Consider the following 20,688-nt stretch of genomic DNA (forward strand, 5'->3'; position numbering starts at 1 on the left):
GCCCGACTCCCTCCCCGGGAGCCGGGCCGCGGCGTCGGGGCAGGGCGGGGGCCGAGCTGCGGGGCTGTGACCGCGGTCGGACGCCATGGCGCCAGATGAGGCGGCGCTTTCAACAGGTCGCCGGTCCTCACATAGAGTGCCGTCGCGAGGGTGTCCAGGTTGTTGGGGACAAAACGATCTTGGATGCCCCGACTCTCGCCTTCGCCGGTCCCCCTTGACATCGATCACCCAGTGAGCCGCGTCAAGTCATCGGCACACCGGAAGGATCACGGCATGTCCAGCGACCGTCTCATGCGCATCCGCAGCGCCGAGTTCCAGGCCATGGCCGCGAGGGTCCTGGAGGTCACCGCGCTCACCTCCCGCCTGAACGTCCTGCCCTTCGAGGACGAAGAGGGCAAACAGAAGCTGTTCGAACAGATCCTGGGCAAGGCGCTGCCGCCGGGAGTCACGATCTATCCGCCCTTCTACACGGACCACGGCCTCAACCTCGACCTCGCCGAGCGTGTCTTCATCAACCAGAACTGCACGTTCCTGGACTATGCCGGCATCCGGCTCGGCGAGCGTGTGATGGTCGGCCCGAAGGTCACGTTCATCACCAGCGGCCACCCGGTTGATCCCGAGGAGCGGCGGCTGTACCTCACCGGCGCACCCATCGACGTGGCGGAGAACGTGTGGATCGGTGCCGGTGCCACGATCCTGCCCGGCGTCAGCATCGGCCGCGACGCCGTGATCGCCGCCGGCGCGGTCGTGGCCGACGACGTTCCGGCGGCAAGCCTGGTGACCGGCAGCAAGGCAACCGTGCACCGAAGCTGGTGACGACCGTCGTCCACGCCGGAAGCCCGACGCACCGCGCCCCTACGGTCACTCACTCATCGATCGTCTAGCCGGCGGGGATGCCGCGCAGGAGGAAGGGGAGGTGGGCACCGCGGGCGAGGGCGGTGAGTGCCTGGGTGACCCTGCGGTGCTGGTCGGTGGCCATCACGTCGGCGAGCCGGGCGTCGTGCACCCAGTGCAGGCCGACGATCTGCTCGGGCGGTCGGTGGCGGCCGACGATCGTCTCCTGCGTGCGGGTGAGGCGACCGCCCCAGTAGACGAAGGTCACGCCCTCGGGGAGGAGTTGCTCGTCCGTGTAGTCGGTCGCGAGCAGGGTGCGGAGGGGCAGGACGAGACCGGTCTCGGTCTCGGTGTGCCGGCGGGCGGCGAGATGGGGGAGCTCGTCGTGCTCGGCGGGGCCTCCTGGAAGGGTGTAGCCGTTGCGGTAGGTGGTCTCGACGAGGAGGACCGCGCCGTCGGCGTTCAGGACGAGGGCCTGGTGGTCGAGCCGGCGGCGCGGCGGGTGGGTCAGGATCTCGGGCAGCGGGTACAGCAAGTCGGCTTCCTTGGTGGGAGGTTCTGGGTGGCCGGGGCCCCCGCCCGGATCGCGCGGGGGCCCAGGACCGGACGGGAGTCGAGCGGCGGCCGGTCGGATTCGGTCGCCGACAGCCGGCTGAAGCAGGCGGGGAGTCCGGCGATGACGCCGGTCGCGAGGATCAGGCCGAAGATGAGGATCCGCGGGGCGAGGGGCCCGCTGCGGATCGGCCAGCAGACGAGTGCGGCGGTGGCGGCGCTGAGGGTCGGTACGGCGAGCGTGATCGCGAGCAGTCGGCAGTCGGCGCTCACGCCGCGTCGTGCGCGCGGGGCCGGCTCGGCTGCTGGACGGGGACGAAGCGGGGGAGTTCGAGCCGCCGGAGGTCCTCGGGCCTGGTGGTCCACTCGCAGCCGCCGCGCTCGGGGCGGAGGTAGGCCAGCCCGCCGAGGGTGTCCATGTAGACACCCTCGACGGCCTTCGTGCCGGGGGAGCGGTGGGCGAGGTCGCGGACGACCTCGCCCACCTCGGGCGTGTAGGCGGGAATGCGAGGGCGACGGGACATCGTTGCTCCAGTGGTTGCGCTGGGTTCCCGATCTCTTACCGGGTGTAGCCATGGTGGCCCGATCGGCTCTACGATGGCCAGGGTCTAACCTTGACTGTTCCGTCTGGTTATGGGTGGCAACGTTCATGAACAACAATGAGCCTGACGCGTCATCATCTTCGCTCGTGCGCTTTGGCGCAGAACTCCGCAGGTCGAGGCGGGCCATGAGATGGTCGCAGACCGAACTGGGGCGGCGGATGGGCTACTCGAATGCCATGGTCTCGTACGTCGAACGGGCGAAGAAGGCCGTAACCTCTAACTTTGCGGTTAGGGCAGACGAGGTGTTCGAGACCGGGGGCACCTTCTATGAGCTCTGGTGCCGGTATTCCAAGGCGAGCCTGCTGGAGGGCTTCCCCGAGTTCGCCGATGCAGAGGCGCGGTGCCGCCGACTACGTGAGTTTGCGCTGACCATCGTCACGGGACTGTTTCAAGTGCCGGAGTATGCAGAGGCGCTGGCGTATGCCGCGGTCCAGCGTGGGGCGATCACGCAGTCTGCTGCGGAGCAGCGGGTCGAATTCCTGGCGACCCGTCAGCGGGTGCTCGACAGGAAGAATCCACCGCTCATTCACGCTGTGCTGGACGAGAGCTGCCTGGCCCGGCCGGTCGGTGGGCGGTCCGTGATGCTCCAACAGTTCGATCGGATCGTGGAGCTGTCCGCCCGGCCGAGCATCACCATTCAGGTGGCACCGTTCCGGCTGGGAGAGCACCTGCCGTTCAAGATGCCGGTCACCCTGCTGGACCTTCCGGACGGTTCGGTCGTGGGATACGCAGAGTCGCATGCGCGAGGGCATCTTGAGCGGACCCGTGAAGCGGTGACGGCTTGGGAGAGACAGTACGATCAGCTCCTGGTGGAAGCGCTGCCCAAGGCGGCCTCCCTGGCACTGATCCACAAGGCTCGGAAGGAGCTACTTCCATGAACCCCGACCTCTCCGGCGCATCCTGGGCCAAGTCGTCGTACTCCGACAACGGTGGTCAGTGCGTGGAGGTCTCCGCGAGCTTCCCCGGCACGGCCCCCGTGCGCGACTCCAAGGACCCGGAGGGCCCCGCGCTCGTCTTCCCGGCCAACTCCTGGCGGTCGTTCATCACTGCCGTTCAGACGGGTGAGTTCGGGACCGTCTGACCGCCGCCCGTGGGCCCCGGCCGGCATTACGGCCGGGGCCGATCCCGATGGTGGGCCGCCGGCCGTGCGGCCCACCATCAGCGTGTTCTACTGGCTCAGTAGAGGACTGCGGAGAGCCGCGCCGGGCCGGTCTCGGTGGTGGTGTCACAGAAGTAGACGATGGCCTGGTGGTTGTTCACATACGCCTGGCCGGCCGCGTGGCAGGCGGCGGCCGTCGGGTAGATGCCGATGTAGGTGAAGGTGGCCGCCTGGGCGCTCGGGGCGGCGATCAGGGCGCCGCCGGCCACGAGCCCGGCCACGGCAACGGCGGAGAATGCCTTGCGAAGCGACATGAGTGGTCTTCCTCCCATTGGTGAGCGCCGGGGTCCGCTGCCCTGCGCTTCGCCGACGAGCCTCCTCCGAATCTGAATGCCGGGCAATGGTCGAGACCAATTCCGACCGGAATCAGTGTGGTGCTTTTGTGACGGTGCAGGTCACGGGCTCGCCTGACGGGCTGACGATCATCTTCCGGTCAGTTTCTGCGCTGTCCGGAAGATGACAGTCAGTCGACAGCGACCCTCCGCGGATCCCGGCGCACCGGCCGGGCCCGTGGTGATCAATTGACTTTCGGGATGCGGTGGCCGTCCGTAGAGTGACCGGATGGCCAGCCCAGTGGATCCGAACTCAGCGCAGGCCCTCCGGGCCGACGCCGCATCGCCCGTCCCGACCAATGTGGTGGGCCTGTCCCCGGTGTTCACCGACCCGTTGTGGCGGATCCCCGTCCGGCTGAACCCCGTGGAAGCGGCCCTCCTGCGTACCGAGCCGCTGCGGCGCCTGCACTTCGTGGTGCACGGCGGGGCCTCGACGATCAGCACCCTGCAGTCGTACTCCCGGCTTGAGCACACCCTCGGAGTGTTCGCGCTGGTCGCGCACTTCCGTCCGGAGGACGAACGCCTGAGGGTCGCAGCGCTGTTGCACGACATCGGCCACCTGCCGATGAGCCACACCTTCGAAGGCATCTCCAACCTCGACCATCACGCGATCGGTCTGCAGCTGGTGCGCACCGACCCGATCCGGCCCGTGCTGGAGGAGTACGGGATCAGCGCCGAGGCCGTCGTCGCCGCACTCGGCGTGCAGCCGCCCTCGCCTCTCACCAACCGCTCCGGCCTGCTGAATCTCGACCACCTCGACTCCTATGTGCGCAGCGGGCGGGCCGCCGGGCGTCTCGACACCGATCCGGCTGTCATGCTGGGCCGGCTCCGTATCCAGGACGCCGCGGTGTCGGCCGACCGCGAGACCGCCGCCTCGCTCGTCGATCTGATCTGTGCGGAAGCACGGTTGCACACCTCGTGGGACAACGTGGGCCCGGTGTCGGTGGTGCGCCGCCTGGCCGGCTGGCTGCTCGACAGCACGGACCTCGCTCCGGCCCGGCTGGCCCGGTTGACCGATCCGCAGCTGTGGTCCGCGTTCGACTCCTGCGCCGCCACGCGAGCGGAGAGTGCCATGATCCGCTACGAGCTGCACCGGTTGAAGGTCACGGTCGGCAGTGCTCCCGGGGGTGCTCCCGGTTGGGAGTTCTCGCTGCGCAAGATCTACAGCTCCGCGCCGCTGGTGGAGGGGCGGCGGATCGAGGTGTCCGCGCCCGAGTTGGCCGCCGAACTGGAGGCGCTGAAGTCCTTGTCCACCACGTTCCGCGTCTGGTGGGACTGAAGCAGCCGCCTGAGGGGCCGTCACGTCTCGCGGCCACTAAGCCCGGAACGCCGAGACCTGCCCGACCCGCTGGGGCGGCGGGTCGGGCAGGTGACGGACGAGCCTCGGTCAGGCGGTGGCCGGCTCGGTGGCGGCCGAGGTCGAACGGCGGGGCAGCAGGGTGTCCAGGGCGAGGGCGCCCGGGCCCGTGGCGGCGACCAGGAGGAGGGCCCAGCAGAACAGTGCGGAGGGCTCGCCACCGTTCTGGAGCGGGAACAGCGAGTGCTCCTGGTGCACGCTGAAGTACGCGTACGCCATCGAGCCGGAGCAGATCACCGCCGCGGTCCGGGTGCCCAGGCCGAGCGTCACCAGAGCGCCGCCGACCAGCTGGATCACGGCCGCGTACCAGCCGGGCCAGGACAGCGCCTCCACCGTGCCGCCGCCCTTGGCGCCACCCAGGACGCCGAACAGCGAGGCCGCGCCGTGGCAGGTGAAGAGCAGGCCGATCGCGATGCGCGACAGGCCCACCACGTAGGGGCGGGCGGTGTCGACGACACTGCTGGGGACGAGCGGCATTGAGGAACTCCAGGGGGACGGGTGACCGCGGTGACGGCGGTCATGGTGAGTGACGACTAAGGGAAGCCTTTCCTATGCGTAGTTGAAGGTGCAATGGTTTCCATCGAGCCTTCACGAGTTCGTAACCGTCTGCTGATGCTTGATCCACGGATGGTTGTGTCACGGACCGTCAGTCCGGGGCCGTGCTGGAACGCCGTTCGCCCAGGTCACCGCAGCACTGCGGCACCCCGGGAGGTGCTGCGCACATCCGGCGGAAAATTCTCCGTACCCACCTGCAACCCCGACGCGTGCCACGCGTCTTCAAGGGTGAGGGGCAGGGGCGGGGTGGTGGCCACCTCCCGGAACCGACGCAGCCGCGGTGCCCTGCCACTCGTTCGTCCGCTTGGCTTCACTCACCGCACAGCCGACCGCCTCCGCGGCATGCCCGCATGCCCGGATGTCCGCGGGCCCGGATGTCTGCGGGCCTGCGCGTCTGCAGGCCCGGAAGCCGGCAACTCCGTATGCCCGCACCGACGTTCCAGGGGGGAACCGTCATGTCCACCGTCATCCGCACCCGCCGTTCGCGCCGCTCCGCCGCCGTCGCCGCCGCGCTCGGGGTCGTCGCCCTGTGCGGCTCCGTCGCGCTCTCGGCGCCCGCCGCCCACGCGGAGGCCGTGAAGCATGCCACCCTGGCCGTCCAGGGCCCGGCCTCGGTCGGACTCGACGGCCGGCCGGTCGAGTTCACCGAGACCGTCACCAACACCGGTACCGAGACCAGCACCTACGTCCTGGTCCTGACGGCCACCACGGGCACCGGCGCCCCGGAGCACGCGATCGCCATCGACTACCAGGACCCCGCCGACGGCGTCTGGAAGCCGGTCCCGTTGGAGCACGACGCCGACGACAGTGCCGGCTTCAGCGGCACGCTGCCCGGCGGTGTCACCGTCCCGGTCGGCGACACCGCCACCCGGAAGCTGCGCATCAACGCCGAGTCGGGGGTGCTTCATGACGGAGCGTCCGGCGGCGGCTTCCGGTCCATCGCCCTGCGCTCCGCCCTGACCGCGCCCGGCTCCCGGGTGCTGCTGGCCGAGCAGACCAGGAACATCAGGACCGACTCGGTCCCCGGCGCCCCCGCCCCCGCCCCCGCCACGCCCGCCCAGGCCGCCACGCCGAGCACCGCCCCGGCCGCCCCTGGCGCGCCCGTCGCTCCGGCCACCGTCGCTCCGGCCGCCGCCGGCCCGGGCGGCAGTCCCGCGCTGCTCGGCAGTGCCATCGGCGTGCCCGCCATCGGCGTCGGCGCGCTCGCCCTCGCGCGCCGCCTGCGCCGCTCCTGAGACCCCACCACCCGGTGCCGGGCAGCACGTTGGCGTGCTGCCCGGCGCCGGGTGCGTGCCGAATCCGCCGACCGCCGGTCGCCGTGGCCGGGCGCAGCGACGGCCGCCGCCGTGAAACCGCCGCCCGCCTCACCCCACGCCGAAGGTCCGGCGCAGGCAGCTCGCCAGCCGCTCCGGCGTCGGCGGGTGGAACCGTCCGGCCAGGTAGCCGTCGGGCCGGACGAGGAACGCCTCTCCGGGGCGGGCCGCGTAGGCGGCGGCGAACTCGCCCGCGCCGTCCCGGACGAACGGCAGGCGCCACTGCGGTTGCGGCGCGCCCGGGGCGAGCACCGCGTACACGTCCAGCAGCCCGTGGGCCGCGGACAGTGCGGCCACCGCACACGTGGTCGCCTGCTCGCCCGCGGCGCCGGGGTCGACGTGGATCAGCAGTGTGTGCCGGGGGCTGCGCAGCAGGTCGAACAGCCGGCTCGGGTAGCTCGCGAGCTCGCGCTCCAGCCCGCGGCAGTCCGGCGCCCGGTCGCCGGGGGCGGGGCCGCCCGTCGCGGGGTCCGTGCCCTCGGCCGGCTCGACCAGCGGGCTGTCGGGGTACCCGACCAGGAGCTGGGCCTCCCGCCGCAGGATCGCCTCCAGACCGTCGGCGTCGGACCCGGACCCGGACCCGGACCCGGACCTGGCTTCGGACCTGGCCTCGGACCCGGCCCCGGACCTGGCCCCGGAGCCGGACCCGGCCTGGGAGTCGGGCCCGGAATCGGACCCGGCGTCGGCCTGGACGCCCGCCCGGGCGTGCCGGACCGTTCGGCCGACGACCTCCGCGCCGACCGGGTGCCGCTCGGCGTGGTAGCTGTCGAGCAGGTCGTCGGCGGCGATGCCACGCACCGCGAGCGCCAGTTTCCAGGCCAGGTTGTAGGCGTCCTGGACGCCGGTGTTCATGCCCTGGGCGCCGGTGGGCGGGTGGATGTGGGCGGCATCCCCGGCCACGAACAGCCGTCCGACCCGGTAGCGGTCCACCAGGCGGTGGCTGATCCGGAAGGTGGAGGCCCAGCGCAGCGCCGAGGCGTGCGCAGGCCGGGGCGAGAGCCGGTCGAGCACCGCCTGGATGTGCCGCAGTTCGGGGGCCCGGCCGCCCTCCAGCCCGTGTTCGACGCCGTCCCCCGAACCCGTGCCGGACAGTTCGTCCGGCACCATCATCGACATCCGGTACCGCCCCCGGCCCGGGAGCGGGATGCAGACCAGCAGGTCGTCGACCTTCCCGTCCGCGTCATGGTGGACGGCCCGGACGCCGTACCCCGCCGGGAGGTTCCAGTCCACCTCGACATCGCCCAGCATGTACTGCTCGGGAAAGGCGTCGCCCTCGAAGCGCAGGCCGGCCGTCTTCCGCACCAGGCTGTGCGCGCCGTCGCAGCCCACCACATAGCGGGCCCGCAGCTCCCGCGGTCCGGCCGGGCCCCGGAGAGCGACCCGGACGTGGTCGGGGTCCTGTTCGAGGGAGACCAGCTCGGTGCCGCGCTCGACGTGCGTGCCCCAGCCGGCCAGGTGCTCGGTGAGCAGGCGCTCCGTCGTGTACTGCGGCAGCGCGGCGAAGGCGTACGGGACGTCGGGCGGCAGGGCCAGCTCGATCCGGGGGCCGGGCTGCCCGTCGGAGTACAGGAGTTGGCCGAGCATCGGGACGGCCTCGTCGAGGGCCGCGCCGACCATGCCCATCGCGTCCCACAGCTCCAGCGTGCGCGGCTGCACCCCGACGGCCTTGGCGTAGTGCTGCGGGGTGGCGAGCCTGTCCACGATCCGGCAGTCGACCCCGTGGCGCCGTAGTTCGGCGGCGGCCGTCAGGCCCACCGGGCCCGCGCCCACGACCAGTACGTCGATCTCGTCCATGGCCGCTCCTCGACCGATCACCGACCGCGTCCCGGGGCACGCGATCGCCTCCCTCCAGGCTGCGCCCGACCGGCACCGGGCCGCCACCCGTGCCGCCGCCGGGCCGCCATCCGTGCTGCTCCCGGGGGCGACACCGGTTCCGTCGAGGGGCTCTGTTCACCTCGTCGCAGGGCCGCGCTCATCCCGGCGTGGCCGGTGACCGGTTCTGAACATTTGGCAACAATCCCGATCAACTCCTGATGCTCCGTCAACGCGTCTCCTACGCTTCGGGCGGCTCCCGGACGCACCGGAGCCCAGCATTCCCCGATGCCTTGACGAGTCTGGAGAAGACCCCCGTGAGAATACGTCGCTCCCCGCTCCGCTCCTGGACGGCCGTGGTCGCCACAGGTGCGGCCACGGCCGCGCTGCTGTCGCAGCCCGGCACCGCGGAGGCCGCCGCGCCGCCGCCCGCCGTGACCGCCACGGTGGCCGTGGCGGACTATCCGGCGGGCGTCGCGCTCGCGCCGGACGGCGGCCGGGCGTTCGTGACCAGCCAGAGCAGCGGCACCGTGAGCGTCCTCGACACCGCCACCGGCACGGTGACCGGCACCTTCACGGCCGGCACCGGCTCGTACGCCGTGGCCTGGGCGCCGGACGGGCGGCGCGCGTACCTGACCCACCACCTCGACAACACGGTCAGCGTGCTGGACACCGCGACCAACGCCGTCACCGCCACCGTCCCGGTCGGTGCCGAACCCTTCGGGGTGGCCGTCGCGCGCGACGGCGCGCACGTCTACGTCGGCAATGCCGGGGACGGCACCGTGAGCGTGCTGGACACCGCGACCAACGCCGTCACCGCCACCGTCCCGGTGGGCGCCGAACCGCACGGCCTGGTCGTCGCCCCGGACGGCGGGCACGTCTACGTCGCCGCCTCGGGCGCCCAGGCGGTGAACGTCATCGACACCGCGAGCAACACGGTGAGCGCGACGGTCGCCGTCGGCCACGGGGTGTTCGGCCTGGCGCTGAGCTCCGACGGCTCCCGGCTGTGGACCGCCAACGGCGGCGACAACACCCTCAGCGTGCTGGACACCGCAGCGAACACCGTCGCGGGCACCGTGACGGTGGGGACCAACCCGTTCGCCGTCGCGCTCTCCCCGGACGGCCGGTACGCGTACGCCTCGAACTACGCCGACGACACGTTGAGCGTGATCACCACCGCCGACCGCGCGGTCACCGCGACGGTGCCGGTCGGCGCCAGCCCGTTCACACTGGCGCTCAGCCCGGACGGGCGGCGCGGCTACCTGACCGACTTCACCGGTGCCGCGGTGAGCGTCCTCGGCTTCCCGCTGCCGGTGCCGGTGGTGACCGGGGTCAGTCCGGCGTCCGGTCCGCAGGCCGGCGGCACGGTCGTCACCGTCACCGGGACCGATCTGGAGGGCGCCACCGCCGTGAGCTTCGGCGCCGCCGGGAACGCCACCACGTTCTCCTGCACCGCGACCGGCTGCACCGCCACCGCGCCCGCCGCCTCCGCGGCCGGGACGGTGGACGTCCGGGTCACCACCCCGGGCGGCACCAGCGCGGTGACCCCCGCCGACCGCTTCGGCTACACCGCACCCACCGCCGACCTCGCCGTCTCGCTCGGCGCCGCACCGGTGGGCGGGCTGTTCTCCGGGCGGGTCGACTACACCCTCACCCTGACCAACGCCGGGCCCGCCACGGTCACCGCGGCCACCGTCACCGCCGACCTGCCCAGCGGGTTCAGCGCCTCCTCGACCGACTGCACCATCGCGGCCGGCAAGCTGAACTGCACCCTCGCCGCCCCGCTGGCCCAGGGCGCGAGCACCACCCGCCACGTCACGGTGCAGATCGGCCTGCTCAACCTCGGCCGGACCTTCACCGTCACCGCCACGCGCACCGCGAGCGCGCCCGCCGACCCGGTCGCGACCAACGACCGCGCGTCCCGTTCCTGCACCGCCACCCTCGCCCTGCTGATCAGCTGCACCTGAGCCCGCTGCCCCCGCCTCCCTTCTCTCCCGGGGGAGGCGGGGGCCTCGGCTCCTGCGCGCCACATCGCGCCGCACCGAGCTGCGCTGGACGGAATGTCCAGACTGGACGTACAGTCCAGATATGACCGCAGAGACCCCCGACCCGCGCGTCCGGACCTGGTCGCCCGTGTGCCAGGCGGTGGCACTGCTACTCGGCCCCTACGCCGAGGTGGTGCTGCACGACGCCGTCCGGGACGAGGTCCTCGCCCTCTGGAACCCGATGAGCGGCCGCGCCCCCGGCGACCCGTCCCTGCTCGGTGAACTGGAGGGGCTGGACCCGTCCGCGCCCGACGTCTACGGGCCCTACGAGAAGCTGCTGCCCGACGGACGGCGGCTCTCCTCGGTCAGCGCCGTGCTGCGCGACACCGACGGCCGCCCCTCGGCCGTGCTCTGCGTCAACCTCGACCGCGGACCGCTGGAACAGGCCGCCGCCCTGCTGGCCGGGTTCGCCGCCCCCACCGCGCCTCGCCCCGAACCGCTCTTCGAACGAGACTGGACGGAGCGGATGAACGACGTCGTCGGCGGCTACGTCCGCGCCCACGGCCGACCGCCGGAACGGCTCGGCCGCGAGGACCGGCTCGCCGTGCTGCGCGAACTCGACCAGGCCGGGGTGCTCGCGGTGCGCCGCGCCGTCCCGGCCGTCGCCACCGCGCTCAAGGTCTCGCGCTCGACGGTCTACACCCTGCTCGCTGAGCTCAGGAGCGAGCCGACGGCAGGACCCGGACCGGCCGAACCCGGACCGGCCGCGCAACGGGCCGACGCGGAACAGCCGCACGCACAACAGCTGCACGCAGAACAGCCGCACGCAGAACAGAGGAACGACCGATGACCAGGCTGCCCGACTTCCGGCTGGAAACCCACTTCTCCCGCTGGGAGTTCACCGCCCGCCACCACCTCACCGCCTCGGACGCGCAGACCATGGCGATGTCCGAACTGCTCGCCCTGGCCGGGCCCGAGGACCGGCACGCCTGGGACACCCTCACCCTCGGCTACACCGAGACCTTCGGCGACCCGGCCCTGCGGCAGGCGATCGCCGGCATGTACGAGCACGTCGACGCCGACGACGTGATCTGCTTCGGCGGCGCGCAGGAGGCCCTCAACCTGGCCATGCAGGTGCTGCTCGGCCCCGGCGACCACGCCGTCGTCGTGACGCCCAACTACCAGTCCGCCGAGACCATCCCGCTCTCCCTCTGCGAGGTCACCGGCGTCGCCCTGGACGCCGGGCGCGACTGGGCGCTCGACCTGGACGAACTGACCGCCGCGCTGCGTCCCAACACCCGCGTCGTCTCCGTCAACTTCCCCAACAACCCCACCGGCAAGGTGATCGACGCGGCCGACCTCACCCGGATCGCCCGACTCTGCGACGAGCGCGGCATCCACCTCTTCAGCGACGAGGTCTACCGCGGCCTGGAGTTCGACCAGTCCCGCACCCTGCCCCAGGCCGCCGACCTCTCCGGGACGGCCCTCTCGCTCAACGTCACCTCCAAGTCCCTCGGCCTGCCCGGCCTACGGGTCGGCTGGATCGCCTGCCGCGACCGGGAGTTGCGCAGCCGTCTGGAGCGCGCCAAGCACTACACCACCATCTGCAACTCCGCGCCCAGCGAGATCCTGGCCCGGATCGCGATCAACAACCGCGAGCAGATCCTGTCCCGCAACCGCGCGATCATCGCCGCCAACCTGCCGCACTTCGACGCGTTCTTCGCCGACTTCGCCGACCTCTTCGAGTGGCGCGCCCCGGACGGCGGCTGCGTGGCCTACCCCCGTTACCTCGGCCCGGACGGCGTGGAGGAGTTCTGCACCCGGCTGGTCGAGCAGGCCGGAGTCCTGCTCCTGCCCGCGAGCATCTACCGCTCCGAACTCACCCCCACCCCCACCGACCGCTTCCGCATCGGCCTCGGCCGCCGCGACCCGGCCCCCGCACTGGCCGCCTTCGCCGACTGGCTGAAGACCCGGCGCTGAGCTTGTTCCCCAACGCCGTGATGATTGTCGCGGACGTTCCGGAACAGGCCCGGTGCGAGCTGGAGCACGTGGTGTCGCGGTAGTGACGGACCGTTCCTGATCGTCCCCGTCGGCGTACGCCGTGGCGCCGACGGGGACGTCTTCGGCGACTACTGGTTCACCGCCCGGTGACGACGGGGCTCTGTCACATCGGTGCTACTCGGGCCAGGTCGGCCAGCACTTCGGCGAAGAGGTGCGGGCGGCTGAAGTATCCGACGTGTGAGGTGGCCAGCGTGCGGACGTCGAAGGGGTTTGCGGGTGTCAGCTCGTCCGCCTTGCGGATCATGTAGTCCTGTACTGCCGGAGGGATGCTCCGGTCCTCGGAGAGGCGTACGAAGGTGTGCGGAACCTTCCCCCATTGTTCAGCGCGGGCCACCGATCCCTCCTCCAGTACCGCGTAGTTCTCGTCCGGGTCCATGGAGTCCAGCAACATCCGGAACTGGTGGTCGGTGGAGTCTGCCATGACGGCGGCTTTGAGCTGCGCGAACAGTACGGGGTCGGTGTGCGCGGCACGCCAGTTCAGCCGCACGATCCCCTGGTCTCCCGTGTCCGGCACGGTGATCCGCGCCGCTGCGGCGTCCAGCAGGTTGTCGTCGGGGACGTCCCACTCCCCGGTGACCATCGCCGGGTCGCCAAGGCAGACGGCGGAGATGTAGACGGCGCGGTCGAGGAGTTCGGGCACGGCGTTCGCGACGGCGGTGACGGTCAGGCCGCCGAAGCTGTTGCCCACCAGGACCAGGGGTCCCGAGGGGGCGAGCCGGTGCAGGACGTCCACCACGTGACGCACGTTGTCCCACAACGTGACGCCACGCATCGGGGAGGGAGCGGTGGCCAGCGCCGCCAGGTCCTGGGGCTGCCGGTAGTAGGCGGCCGGGTGATCGGCGCGGTCGCCGTGTCCTGGCAGGTCGACGGCGTACGAGCGGTGCCCGTGCAGGGCCAACTCGTTCTGCAACGGCCCCCAGGCCCGGGCATTGCTGGAGCCTCCGGGAACGAACACGAAGGTGGGTTGTGAGGTGGTGTGCATCATGGAGTCCTCGTCATCCTGAGGCGAACGGTGAGCAGTGCGCGGATGACCAGGTGCCGACGGAACCCTCGGGTCAGCACCGAGTCCGGGACACCGAACGGATGCGCAGAGACTGCCAGTTATGGATGACCGAGTACATGATCGGGAGCCTAGGCGCTGCCTGCTCGACCCGCCACCGAATTGCCGACCACCAACGAGCCGGGCCGAGGGCCCGCGCCGGGTGCCCGGCCGCCGGTTGCGGGAACGGCACCGGCCGCCCGCCCCCGGAGGGACGGACGGCCGGCGCGCGGTGCGAGCGGCGCGCGGTGCGGACGGGACGTCAGAGCCGGTCGTACGAACCGACCAGGTCGACGATCAGGTCGGTCGGCTCCCAGCCCAGGTTCCAGATGTCGAGGTACCCCGTGTTCCTCATGTCCACCTGGACCAGGTTGGAGACGGTGGCGCCCTTGGTCCAGTTCAGGACGGAGGAGTCCGGCGGAGTCGGCCGGACGCCGCCCCCGTTGGTCGGATCCGGAGCGACCGCGAGGTGGCCGCTGCCCTGCGGGTTGGTCACCGTCGTGTTCAGGACGACGGCTTCGAGCGCCCGGCCGGACGTCCAGACCCCTTCACGGACGTAGTTCCGGCCGGAGATCGGCCCCCAGGGCCGCGAGTCGTACCGCCGCTGCGGCTCCTCCGGCAGGTAGGCGGCCTTGCCGTCGGCGCTGTAGTAGCCGGTGACGTCCACGATCACGTCGGCCGGGTCCCAGGCGCCGTTGCGGATGCTGATCCGACCGTCCGGGCCGACCGGCACGATCACCGCGTTGGCGACCGTCTGTCCGGCGGTGAAGTTCAGGTTCGAGGTGGCCGACGGCTGCTCGCCGCTCGGGAACACGGTCAGGTGGCCGGGGCCCTTCGGGTCGGTGACCGTGACGTTGAGCGCGACGGCCGCGACGCCCTGGGCCGGCAGCCCGCCCTGGCCGGCGACCTGCAGGGCGAAGGTGCTCTGCCCGGCGGCCTGCCCCCGGGCCGTGCCCCGGCCCTCGCGGGTGTCGGCGATCCGGGACGGCTTCACGGAGGCGTACCCGTTGGCCGCGGACTTGGTGAAGTAGCCCGTCACGTCGGCGATCAGGTCCGCCGGGCCGCCGCTGCGGTTGGCCAGCTCGACGTACCCGTCCGCGCCGACCGGCACGATCGCCAGGGTCGGCACGGTCTGCCCCGCTGCGAAGTTCACGTTCGAGGTGGTCGGCTGCTTCGTCCCGGAGGCGTAGGCGATGACGTGCCCGTCCACCGTGGTGTTGGTGGCGGTGATGTTCAGGGCCACGGCGGTCACGCCCGCCGGGATGTCCCCGTTGCCGGCGACCTTCACCCGGGTCGTGGCGTATGGGGCGACCGCTCCGGCGGCCGGGGCCCCGGTGCCGTCGCGGGTGTCCAGCAGCCGGGTGGGCGAGTGCGGGGTGAACTCGGTGCCGTCCAGGACCACCTCGGTGACGGTGACGGCGGTCAGCTTCTCGAGCAGCTCGGTCGCCGTGACCGTGATCCTGTGGGAGCCGACCCCGGCGAAGGTGTGGTCGAGGAACACCACCTCCTTGAGGGTGCCGAACTCCTCGGAGGTGCTGCCGTCACCCCAGTCGACCTTGTAGCTGACGACCCCCTGGGTCAGGTCGGTGCTGACCCCGACCGCCATCCCCATGCCGTGCGCGTTCCGATTGGACTCGCCGGTGAAGACCTGGAAGTACGGCTGCTCGGCCGCCGCACCCGGCGCCGTGGCCCGGGCGCCGGCCTTGGCCTCGGCGGCCTCGGCGTTCCCCGCGGCGATGTCCTTCGCCACGGCCTCCCTCGCGGCCTTCTCGGCGGCGGCGTCCTCGGCGGTCTGCGCGGCGGCGCCCGCCGAGGGGGCGCCCTGCCCGGCCCCGTCGGCCGGGGCGGTGGTGCTCGCGGTCCGGCCGGGACCGGCCGACGGGCTCGCCGCCTGCGCCGTGGCAGGTACGAAGCCGACGACTGCCGCGACGGCGGCAGCGGAGATCATGACACGGTGACGGTACACCGGCCCCCCAATTCCTGTTCCTGAACTCGTTCAAAAGTCCTTGATCGGAGAGCCTACATCTCCGGGTGTCCGCAGCCCACGGAGTATCCGGCCGCCCCGGGGTACGGCAGGTGAACGGCGAGGAGAGCGGCCGCGGGCTGGCCACGGGCGGCGGCTCCGCCCTCGGCGCACTCGTCCGGGCCGCGCAGTTGCCCTCATTGCGGGCAGGACAGCGGGGTGAGGCCTGCACTGGTGAACACGTAGCTGACTGATCGTTTGTCCGGTCCCGGATAGGAGACGACGACGGCGGTCCCGTGGCTGTTGGTTCCGCCGTACTGCGGTGTCATCTGCGTGTAGGCGCGTCCGCGCAGGTCGGCGGCCCAAGTCGCGGTGGAATCGGTCCAGGTGATCACATCTCCGGCGACGTGGACCCAGTCGATGGCCGACCCCTCGACCACCATGACCGGCGCCGGCCATCCGGCCCTCCAGGCGTACAGATTCCGGTTGCCCGCCCCGGTCCACGCCCAGGTGGTTCCGTCGCTCGCCGAGGCCGGTGAGCCGTCAGCGGCGGCCAGCGCAGCGGGGAGGTCGGCCGGCGTGCCCTGCGCGGTGACCGCGGTGAGCTTCGTGGGAGTGTCGACGGCGAAGGCCTCCGGCCAGACCAGGGTGTCTCCGGCGAAGAACGAGGGCGCCATGTGCCCGGTGCGTACGACCTTGTCGGTCGCCGAGGCGAGATCGTAGAGATGGACCTGCCGCTGGACGTCGGTGAGCTTCCGGTCCTTGGCCCCGTCGCTGACTCCCTGGACCCAGGTCACCTTGCCGTTGTCGACCCACGGGTACATGAACGGCCCGGGCACCGGGTTCCCGTCGGCGTCGACCGGGGTCCTGGCGATGCTCCTGGGGGCTCCGCCGGCCTGGGAGTCCCAGGCGAACAGCTCCCACCTGGAGCCGACATCGTTCGAGGCGAGGATGGTGAAGACCAGCCAGCGGCCGTCGAAGTCGGCCAGGCCGAGGCCGCCCTGGCCGGAGTCGGCGACGCTGTGGATCGTGGTGCGCTCGCGGCCCTGGTCACGCAACCGGACCAGGGTCACACCGCCGTCGCGCCGACTGGCGGCGATCACCGAGGAGCCGTCGGGCGCCACGGCCATCGGGTCCAGGGACTCGTCCTGCGCCGCCCGGAGCATGCCGGCGGTCTGGGCCTGCTTCCAGGCGGCCGGGGTGTCCACCTTGCAGAACGGCTTGCCGGACCCGGACCCGGACCCGGACCCGGTCGGGGGAGGGGAAACGGGCGGTGAGGAAGGTGCCGCGCTGCTCGGAGCCGGAGGCAGTGCCGTCGCCTCGGACGTGCGTGGCGTCGACGAGCAACCCAAGGTGCCCGCCAGCGCCACGCCTATCGCTGCGATCAGCAGTCTCCTACCGTGGGCCGCCATGTGCGCCTCCTTCTGCGTGAGTTCGGCAGCAGCGGCGTCCCTGCCGCCCCGGCCGTCCTCGGATCCGTCGTTCCGGTCGTCGTCGGCGGCATCGGCCCCCCGACCTCCTGCGCGGACAAACTACCGCCCCCCGTCGGGGACGGGGGGCGAATCAGGAGGCGCACGGGCCGCTGCCGGAGTACGAGTTCCTCTCCCACGAGTTCCCCTCCCACGGGTGGCCGGTGCGGTGCCGTGCGGGAACGCGGAACCGGGGGCGGTGCACAGGAAGTCGGGCGGGCCGACTTTCCGACGCTCAGCCGATGCCGGTGGCGGTGGAGGCCAGGGAGAGGAGGAGCGCTCCGAGGGCGCCGAGGGCGGCGCGGTGGCGGGCGCTGCGGTGGTCGCGGTGGTCGGGGTGGCGGCGGAGGTAGCGGGCGGTCGCGGTGGCGAAGGCGAGGCCGCCGGCGATGAACCACGGCCCCCACAGGTAGAGGTACCAGCGGGTGAGCCCGGCGAGGGCGGGATCGACCGAGGCGGCGCCGGTCTCCACGAGAATGCCGTGGACGAGGAAGAGGCCGCCGTGCCAGCCGAGCAGGACAGCTGCGCCACCGCCGCAGAACACGAGGGCGCGGCTGGTCCGACGGCCTCGGAGGCGTGTCAGGCCGAGACCGATCACGGCCCCGAAGAGCTTGAGGAAGCCCGTCACCCACAGGACGGCCAGGAACCACGGCACCCCGTCACGGGCGAGCCGCACCAGCTCGGGCGCCACCGTCGACTCCGCGCCGAAGGTGCCCCCCGCCGCCCAGAGAAAGCTGGGTATCGCGAAGAGCACCCCCCACACCGCGACGGCGTACCCCCACCGCGTGCCCGGTCGGACCTCGCCCGTACTGCCCTTGATCGCCATGACTCCACCGTGGCGACACGACGGCGAACTGACCTCGTCCACGCGGACGATCCCCCTCCCCCGGGAGAGCCACACCGCTCCGCGCCGCCGGTCCGGGCACCTCACGCCGTGTCAGCCGGTGAACCCCGGCACCACCAGACCGGACTCGTACGCGATCACCACGGCGTGGGTCCGGTTCTGCGCGCCGAGCTTGGTCAGCACGTTTCCGACGTGTGTCTTGACCGTCTCCGGGCTCACCGTGAGGGACTCCGCGATCTCCGGGTTGGACAGGCCGGTGGCCATCAACCGCAGCACCTCCTCCTCCCGCCCGGTCAGCGCCGCCTGCGGCAGCGCCCGGGCGGAGTCCAGCGGGCGGGCCGCGACCATCCGGCGCAGGGCCGCGGGGAAGAGGATCGCCTCCCCGGCCGCCACCACCCGCACCGCCTCCGCGATCTCCCGGACCGGACGCCGCTTGAGCACGAACCCGCTGGCCCCCGCGCCGAGCGCGGCGGTGACGTAGTCGTCGTTCTCGAAGGTGGTGATCACCACGACCCTCGGCGGTTCGGCCGACTCGGCCAGCAACTGCCGGGTGGCGTCGATCCCGTTGAGGCGAGGCATCCGCACATCCATCAGGACCACGTCCGGCCGCAGCCGCCGTACCTGCTCGACCGCCTCCAGGCCGTCGGCGGCCTCCCCGACCACCGCGATCCCCGGCTGTGCCGCGAGCAGGGTGCGCAGACCGCTGCGGGTCACCTCGTCGTCGTCCGCGATCAGGAGCGTGACGGCGGCGCCGGCAGGGCCGGTGACTGCGGGGCCGGTGACTGCGGGGCCGGTGGTGCCGGTCATGACGGGTGCGCTCGCGTCAGGGCCGGTCGTGAGGGCTGCGCTCGCGCCAGGGCCGATCATGCCGGCAAGCGTACCGGCAGCCGGACCGCCAACCGCCAGCGCTGCGACCCGTCCGGCCCGGCCTCGAACTCGCCGTGCAGCAGCCGTACGCGCTCGGCCAGCCCGGTCAGGCCGTGCCCGGACGTCGGGAAGGCTCCACTGCCCGCGCCCGCGCCGCCCGTACCCGTCCGGTTGACCACGCTGAGCTCCAGTCCGTCCGGCGCGGCCGCCACCCGGACCTCGATCGGACCGCCCGCCCCGTGCCGCAGCGCGTTCGTCAGCCCCTCCTGCAGGATCCGGTACGCCGCCCGGGAGAGCGTCCCCTGCACCTGCTCCAACTCGCCCGACAGCTCCGGCTCCACCACCGCGCCCGCGTGCCGCAACCGGTCCAGCAGTTCGGGCAGGTCGGTCAGGGTCCGGGTCGGCGCCGTCCCCGCCTTCTCCTCGCGCAGCACGCCCAGTACGTAGTCCAGGTCCTCCAACGCGGCCCGGGTCGACTCCTCGATGCTGCGCATCGCGGCCCGCGCCGCCACCGGGTCCGCGGAGAGCACCTCGCCCGCCACCGCCGCCTGGATCGTGGCCGCCGTCAGCGTGTGTCCGATCGAGTCGTGCAACTCGTGGGCCAGCCGGTTGCGTTCGGCCAGCAGCAGCTCCCGCTCGGCCGCCAGCGCGAGCCGCTCGGCCGACGACGGGCCCAGCAGCCGCGGCGCGGACCACCGCAGGACGCTCGCCACCGCCACGCACACGGCCGCCGCCAGCAGCACGCAGCCGATCGCCGCCACCCAGCTCCAGCCGCCCGTGACCTGCACCGACCAGCCGAACAGGTTCGCCCTCGCCTCGGTGCCGGTCCAACCGCCGGGCATGGCCAGGCCCGCCGCGAGCAGCACACCGGTGGTCAGGCCGCCCGCCCAGCCCAGTGCCACGTGCAGCACCAGCCAGAGCGGAGTCCGCCAGCGGTCGGCGCCGGACGGCGCGGCGGGGGCCGACGCGGCGGCCACGGGATCCGGCAGCGGCACCCTCAGCAGCCGACGGGCGGACACGATCAGCATCCGCCGCGTGGTGCGGGCCAGGCCGACCACGCCGACCAGTGCCGCCCAGAGCACCAGGACCAGAGCGATCTGCACCGCCTCCGGAGCGGATCGCCATGCCAGCGCCGGCAGCAGGGCGAACGGCAGCAGCGGAAGGCTCGCCAGCGCGCCGCAGTAGGCGAAGAACACACCGGAGTACGTGGAGCCGCGTAGCAGCGGCCGGAGTCCCTTGATCATGATCACGAGTATGACCGTGCAGCTCAGCGCCGGCCTCCCCCGATCGGGGGAGCATGATCTCCCGCTTTCCCGTGACGCGCACCCGGGAGCCCGGGAGCCCGGAAGGGTCGGTCGGCACGGACGGGGGCCGCTGGGGCCCGCAGGGGGCGCCGCCGCTCGCCGCCGGGGTGCGTCGGGCCGGTGGAGGCTGTTGGCTGGTAAGTGACCGGTACGCCGCTACCGAGCAGTACGCCGCTACTGAGCAAGGAGAACGGACATGGCTGTGGTGATGTCGATGCGCTGGCCCGGGGTCACGCCGGAGCAGTACGACGCGGTGCGGGACGCGGTCGACTGGGAGGAGATCCCGTCGGCGGGTGGCCAGGTCCACGTCGCCTGGTTCGATGACCAGTCGCTGCACGTGACCGACGTGTGGGAGTCCCAGCAGGCCTTCGAGGCGTTCCTCGCCCAGCGGCTGACACCGGCGGTCCAGAACGCCGGGATCGCCGGCGCCCCCGAGGTCTCCTTCTCGCCGCTCCACCGGCGGTTCGTCGCGCCCGGCATCAGCGGCGCCGCGTAGGCGGCCCCTGACCGCCGGGACCGGATCGCCGATCGCGGGCCGCTGAGCGTTCGCGCCCCCGAACGGCGCGGTGGCCGGCGCGGGGGGCCCGGGGACCGCCCCCGCCCCGGGACGTATAAAAAAAAACCCGCCCCCCCGAAAAGG

At 72.4% G+C, this 20,688-nt stretch carries 21 protein-coding genes and 1 pseudogene; 9 read left to right on the plus strand and 13 right to left on the minus strand.

Annotated features, from left to right (window positions below):
* A pseudogene (locus ACFVVX_RS37150) lies at positions 1-221 on the minus strand (hypothetical protein); the annotation flags it as partial.
* A 52-nt stretch (positions 222-273) separates the two neighbouring features.
* Between ACFVVX_RS37150 and ACFVVX_RS37155 the strand changes: the two are divergent.
* Positions 274-816, plus strand: coding sequence for a DapH/DapD/GlmU-related protein (locus tag ACFVVX_RS37155; RefSeq protein WP_387952512.1), 543 nt, complete (start codon positions 274-276; stop codon positions 814-816).
* Between the two features lie 64 nt (positions 817-880).
* Here the strand turns inward: ACFVVX_RS37155 and ACFVVX_RS37160 are convergent, their stop codons facing one another.
* The 3 genes from ACFVVX_RS37160 to ACFVVX_RS37170 are packed head-to-tail and all read right to left on the minus strand — an operon-like array spanning position 881 to position 1,910.
* A complete protein-coding gene (locus tag ACFVVX_RS37160; RefSeq protein WP_387952513.1) occupies positions 881-1,369 on the minus strand; it encodes an NUDIX domain-containing protein in 489 nt (162 codons plus the stop codon).
* Positions 1,342-1,659: a hypothetical protein gene (locus ACFVVX_RS37165; RefSeq protein WP_387952515.1), complete on the minus strand. Its 318-nt coding sequence runs from the start codon at positions 1,657-1,659 to the stop codon at positions 1,342-1,344. The genes ACFVVX_RS37160 and ACFVVX_RS37165 overlap by 28 nt, the downstream gene beginning before the upstream one ends.
* Entirely contained in the window at positions 1,656-1,910 is a 255-nt protein-coding gene (locus tag ACFVVX_RS37170; RefSeq protein ID WP_387952516.1) for a hypothetical protein, read from the minus strand. Before ACFVVX_RS37170 ends, ACFVVX_RS37165 begins: the two co-directional genes overlap by 4 nt.
* 125 nt (positions 1,911-2,035) lie before the next feature.
* Between ACFVVX_RS37170 and ACFVVX_RS37175 the strand changes: the two genes are divergently transcribed.
* Positions 2,036-2,866: a helix-turn-helix domain-containing protein gene (locus tag ACFVVX_RS37175; protein ID WP_387952518.1), complete on the plus strand. Its 831-nt coding sequence runs from the start codon at positions 2,036-2,038 to the stop codon at positions 2,864-2,866.
* Complete coding sequence (locus tag ACFVVX_RS37180; protein WP_387952520.1) at positions 2,863-3,069, plus strand: DUF397 domain-containing protein; 207 nt, start codon at positions 2,863-2,865, stop codon at positions 3,067-3,069. The genes ACFVVX_RS37175 and ACFVVX_RS37180 overlap by 4 nt, the downstream gene beginning before the upstream one ends.
* Positions 3,070-3,164: 95 nt before the next feature.
* Here ACFVVX_RS37180 and ACFVVX_RS37185 read toward each other — a convergent pair whose 3' ends face one another.
* Positions 3,165-3,401: a hypothetical protein gene (locus ACFVVX_RS37185; RefSeq protein ID WP_387952522.1), complete on the minus strand. Its 237-nt coding sequence runs from the start codon at positions 3,399-3,401 to the stop codon at positions 3,165-3,167.
* Positions 3,402-3,708: 307 nt separating this feature from the next.
* On the opposite strand from ACFVVX_RS37185, the gene ACFVVX_RS37190 reads away from it, so the two are divergent.
* Positions 3,709-4,758: an HD domain-containing protein gene (locus ACFVVX_RS37190; protein WP_387952524.1), complete on the plus strand. Its 1,050-nt coding sequence runs from the start codon at positions 3,709-3,711 to the stop codon at positions 4,756-4,758.
* A 108-nt stretch (positions 4,759-4,866) separates the two neighbouring features.
* Here ACFVVX_RS37190 and ACFVVX_RS37195 read toward each other — a convergent pair whose 3' ends face one another.
* Positions 4,867-5,313 carry a DoxX family protein gene (locus tag ACFVVX_RS37195; protein ID WP_387952526.1) on the minus strand — a complete coding sequence of 149 codons (447 nt, stop codon included), beginning with the start codon at positions 5,311-5,313 and terminating at the stop codon, positions 4,867-4,869.
* Positions 5,314-5,846: 533 nt separating this feature from the next.
* Here ACFVVX_RS37195 and ACFVVX_RS37200 point away from each other — a divergent pair.
* Positions 5,847-6,626, plus strand: coding sequence for a hypothetical protein (locus ACFVVX_RS37200; protein WP_387952527.1), 780 nt, complete (start codon positions 5,847-5,849; stop codon positions 6,624-6,626).
* A 129-nt stretch (positions 6,627-6,755) separates the two neighbouring features.
* Here the strand turns inward: ACFVVX_RS37200 and ACFVVX_RS37205 are convergent, their stop codons facing one another.
* Positions 6,756-8,498, minus strand: a complete 1,743-nt coding sequence (locus ACFVVX_RS37205) for an FAD-dependent monooxygenase (protein ID WP_387952529.1) — start codon at positions 8,496-8,498, stop codon at positions 6,756-6,758.
* 335 nt (positions 8,499-8,833) lie between these two features.
* Here ACFVVX_RS37205 and ACFVVX_RS37210 point away from each other — a divergent pair, with 335 nt between their 5' ends.
* From ACFVVX_RS37210 to ACFVVX_RS37220, 3 genes are all read left to right on the plus strand, one after another.
* Positions 8,834-10,483 carry a cytochrome D1 domain-containing protein gene (locus tag ACFVVX_RS37210; protein ID WP_387952530.1) on the plus strand — a complete coding sequence of 550 codons (1,650 nt, stop codon included), beginning with the start codon at positions 8,834-8,836 and terminating at the stop codon, positions 10,481-10,483.
* A gap of 121 nt (positions 10,484-10,604) precedes the next feature.
* Positions 10,605-11,351: a transcriptional regulator gene (locus tag ACFVVX_RS37215; RefSeq protein WP_387952532.1), complete on the plus strand. Its 747-nt coding sequence runs from the start codon at positions 10,605-10,607 to the stop codon at positions 11,349-11,351.
* Positions 11,348-12,481 carry an aminotransferase class I/II-fold pyridoxal phosphate-dependent enzyme gene (locus ACFVVX_RS37220; RefSeq protein ID WP_387952533.1) on the plus strand — a complete coding sequence of 378 codons (1,134 nt, stop codon included), beginning with the start codon at positions 11,348-11,350 and terminating at the stop codon, positions 12,479-12,481. Before ACFVVX_RS37215 ends, ACFVVX_RS37220 begins: the two co-directional genes overlap by 4 nt.
* Before the next feature lie 184 nt (positions 12,482-12,665).
* Here the strand turns inward: ACFVVX_RS37220 and ACFVVX_RS37225 are convergent, their stop codons facing one another.
* The 6 genes from ACFVVX_RS37225 to ACFVVX_RS37250 form a co-directional block, all read right to left on the minus strand.
* Entirely contained in the window at positions 12,666-13,547 is an 882-nt protein-coding gene (locus ACFVVX_RS37225; RefSeq protein WP_387952534.1) for an alpha/beta hydrolase, read from the minus strand.
* Between the two features lie 316 nt (positions 13,548-13,863).
* Complete coding sequence (locus tag ACFVVX_RS37230; RefSeq protein ID WP_387952535.1) at positions 13,864-15,549, minus strand: hypothetical protein; 1,686 nt, start codon at positions 15,547-15,549, stop codon at positions 13,864-13,866.
* Positions 15,550-15,761: 212 nt separating this feature from the next.
* A complete protein-coding gene (locus tag ACFVVX_RS37235) occupies positions 15,762-16,772 on the minus strand; it encodes a hypothetical protein (protein WP_387952537.1) in 1,011 nt (336 codons plus the stop codon).
* A 496-nt stretch (positions 16,773-17,268) separates the two neighbouring features.
* Entirely contained in the window at positions 17,269-17,859 is a 591-nt protein-coding gene (locus tag ACFVVX_RS37240) for a DUF3995 domain-containing protein (protein WP_387952539.1), read from the minus strand.
* Positions 17,860-17,970: 111 nt separating this feature from the next.
* Positions 17,971-18,684, minus strand: a complete 714-nt coding sequence (locus ACFVVX_RS37245; protein WP_387952545.1) for a response regulator — start codon at positions 18,682-18,684, stop codon at positions 17,971-17,973.
* A gap of 56 nt (positions 18,685-18,740) precedes the next feature.
* Entirely contained in the window at positions 18,741-19,988 is a 1,248-nt protein-coding gene (locus tag ACFVVX_RS37250) for a sensor histidine kinase (protein WP_387952541.1), read from the minus strand.
* A gap of 256 nt (positions 19,989-20,244) precedes the next feature.
* Here ACFVVX_RS37250 and ACFVVX_RS37255 point away from each other — a divergent pair, with 256 nt between their 5' ends.
* Positions 20,245-20,544 carry a hypothetical protein gene (locus tag ACFVVX_RS37255; RefSeq protein WP_387952543.1) on the plus strand — a complete coding sequence of 100 codons (300 nt, stop codon included), beginning with the start codon at positions 20,245-20,247 and terminating at the stop codon, positions 20,542-20,544.
* The last annotated feature ends 144 nt before the right edge of the window (positions 20,545-20,688 follow it).

Origin of the sequence: Kitasatospora sp. NPDC058170 (assembly GCF_042883905.1) — a bacterium.
In the GTDB taxonomy this organism is placed as follows: Bacteria; Actinomycetota; Actinomycetes; order Streptomycetales; family Streptomycetaceae; genus Kitasatospora.

What these genes read in the sequence shown, in the direction of transcription:
- ACFVVX_RS37155 (WP_387952512.1), top strand. Translation starts at nt 274, where the DNA reads ATGTCCAGCGACCGTCTCATGCGCATCCGCAGCGCCGAGTTCCAGGCC.
- ACFVVX_RS37185 (WP_387952522.1), bottom strand. Translation starts at nt 3,401, where the DNA reads ATGTCGCTTCGCAAGGCATTCTCCGCCGTTGCCGTGGCCGGGCTCGTG.
- ACFVVX_RS37230 (WP_387952535.1), bottom strand. Translation starts at nt 15,549, where the DNA reads ATGATCTCCGCTGCCGCCGTCGCGGCAGTCGTCGGCTTCGTACCTGCC.
- ACFVVX_RS37245 (WP_387952545.1), bottom strand. Translation starts at nt 18,684, where the DNA reads ATGACCGGCACCACCGGCCCCGCAGTCACCGGCCCCGCAGTCACCGGC.
- ACFVVX_RS37240 (WP_387952539.1), bottom strand. Translation starts at nt 17,859, where the DNA reads ATGGCGATCAAGGGCAGTACGGGCGAGGTCCGACCGGGCACGCGGTGG.
- ACFVVX_RS37175 (WP_387952518.1), top strand. Translation starts at nt 2,036, where the DNA reads ATGAACAACAATGAGCCTGACGCGTCATCATCTTCGCTCGTGCGCTTT.
- ACFVVX_RS37190 (WP_387952524.1), top strand. Translation starts at nt 3,709, where the DNA reads ATGGCCAGCCCAGTGGATCCGAACTCAGCGCAGGCCCTCCGGGCCGAC.
- ACFVVX_RS37195 (WP_387952526.1), bottom strand. Translation starts at nt 5,313, where the DNA reads ATGCCGCTCGTCCCCAGCAGTGTCGTCGACACCGCCCGCCCCTACGTG.
- ACFVVX_RS37220 (WP_387952533.1), top strand. Translation starts at nt 11,348, where the DNA reads ATGACCAGGCTGCCCGACTTCCGGCTGGAAACCCACTTCTCCCGCTGG.
- ACFVVX_RS37225 (WP_387952534.1), bottom strand. Translation starts at nt 13,547, where the DNA reads ATGATGCACACCACCTCACAACCCACCTTCGTGTTCGTTCCCGGAGGC.
- ACFVVX_RS37200 (WP_387952527.1), top strand. Translation starts at nt 5,847, where the DNA reads ATGTCCACCGTCATCCGCACCCGCCGTTCGCGCCGCTCCGCCGCCGTC.
- ACFVVX_RS37215 (WP_387952532.1), top strand. Translation starts at nt 10,605, where the DNA reads ATGACCGCAGAGACCCCCGACCCGCGCGTCCGGACCTGGTCGCCCGTG.
- ACFVVX_RS37170 (WP_387952516.1), bottom strand. Translation starts at nt 1,910, where the DNA reads ATGTCCCGTCGCCCTCGCATTCCCGCCTACACGCCCGAGGTGGGCGAG.
- ACFVVX_RS37180 (WP_387952520.1), top strand. Translation starts at nt 2,863, where the DNA reads ATGAACCCCGACCTCTCCGGCGCATCCTGGGCCAAGTCGTCGTACTCC.
- ACFVVX_RS37255 (WP_387952543.1), top strand. Translation starts at nt 20,245, where the DNA reads ATGGCTGTGGTGATGTCGATGCGCTGGCCCGGGGTCACGCCGGAGCAG.
- ACFVVX_RS37250 (WP_387952541.1), bottom strand. Translation starts at nt 19,988, where the DNA reads ATGATCAAGGGACTCCGGCCGCTGCTACGCGGCTCCACGTACTCCGGT.
- ACFVVX_RS37205 (WP_387952529.1), bottom strand. Translation starts at nt 8,498, where the DNA reads ATGGACGAGATCGACGTACTGGTCGTGGGCGCGGGCCCGGTGGGCCTG.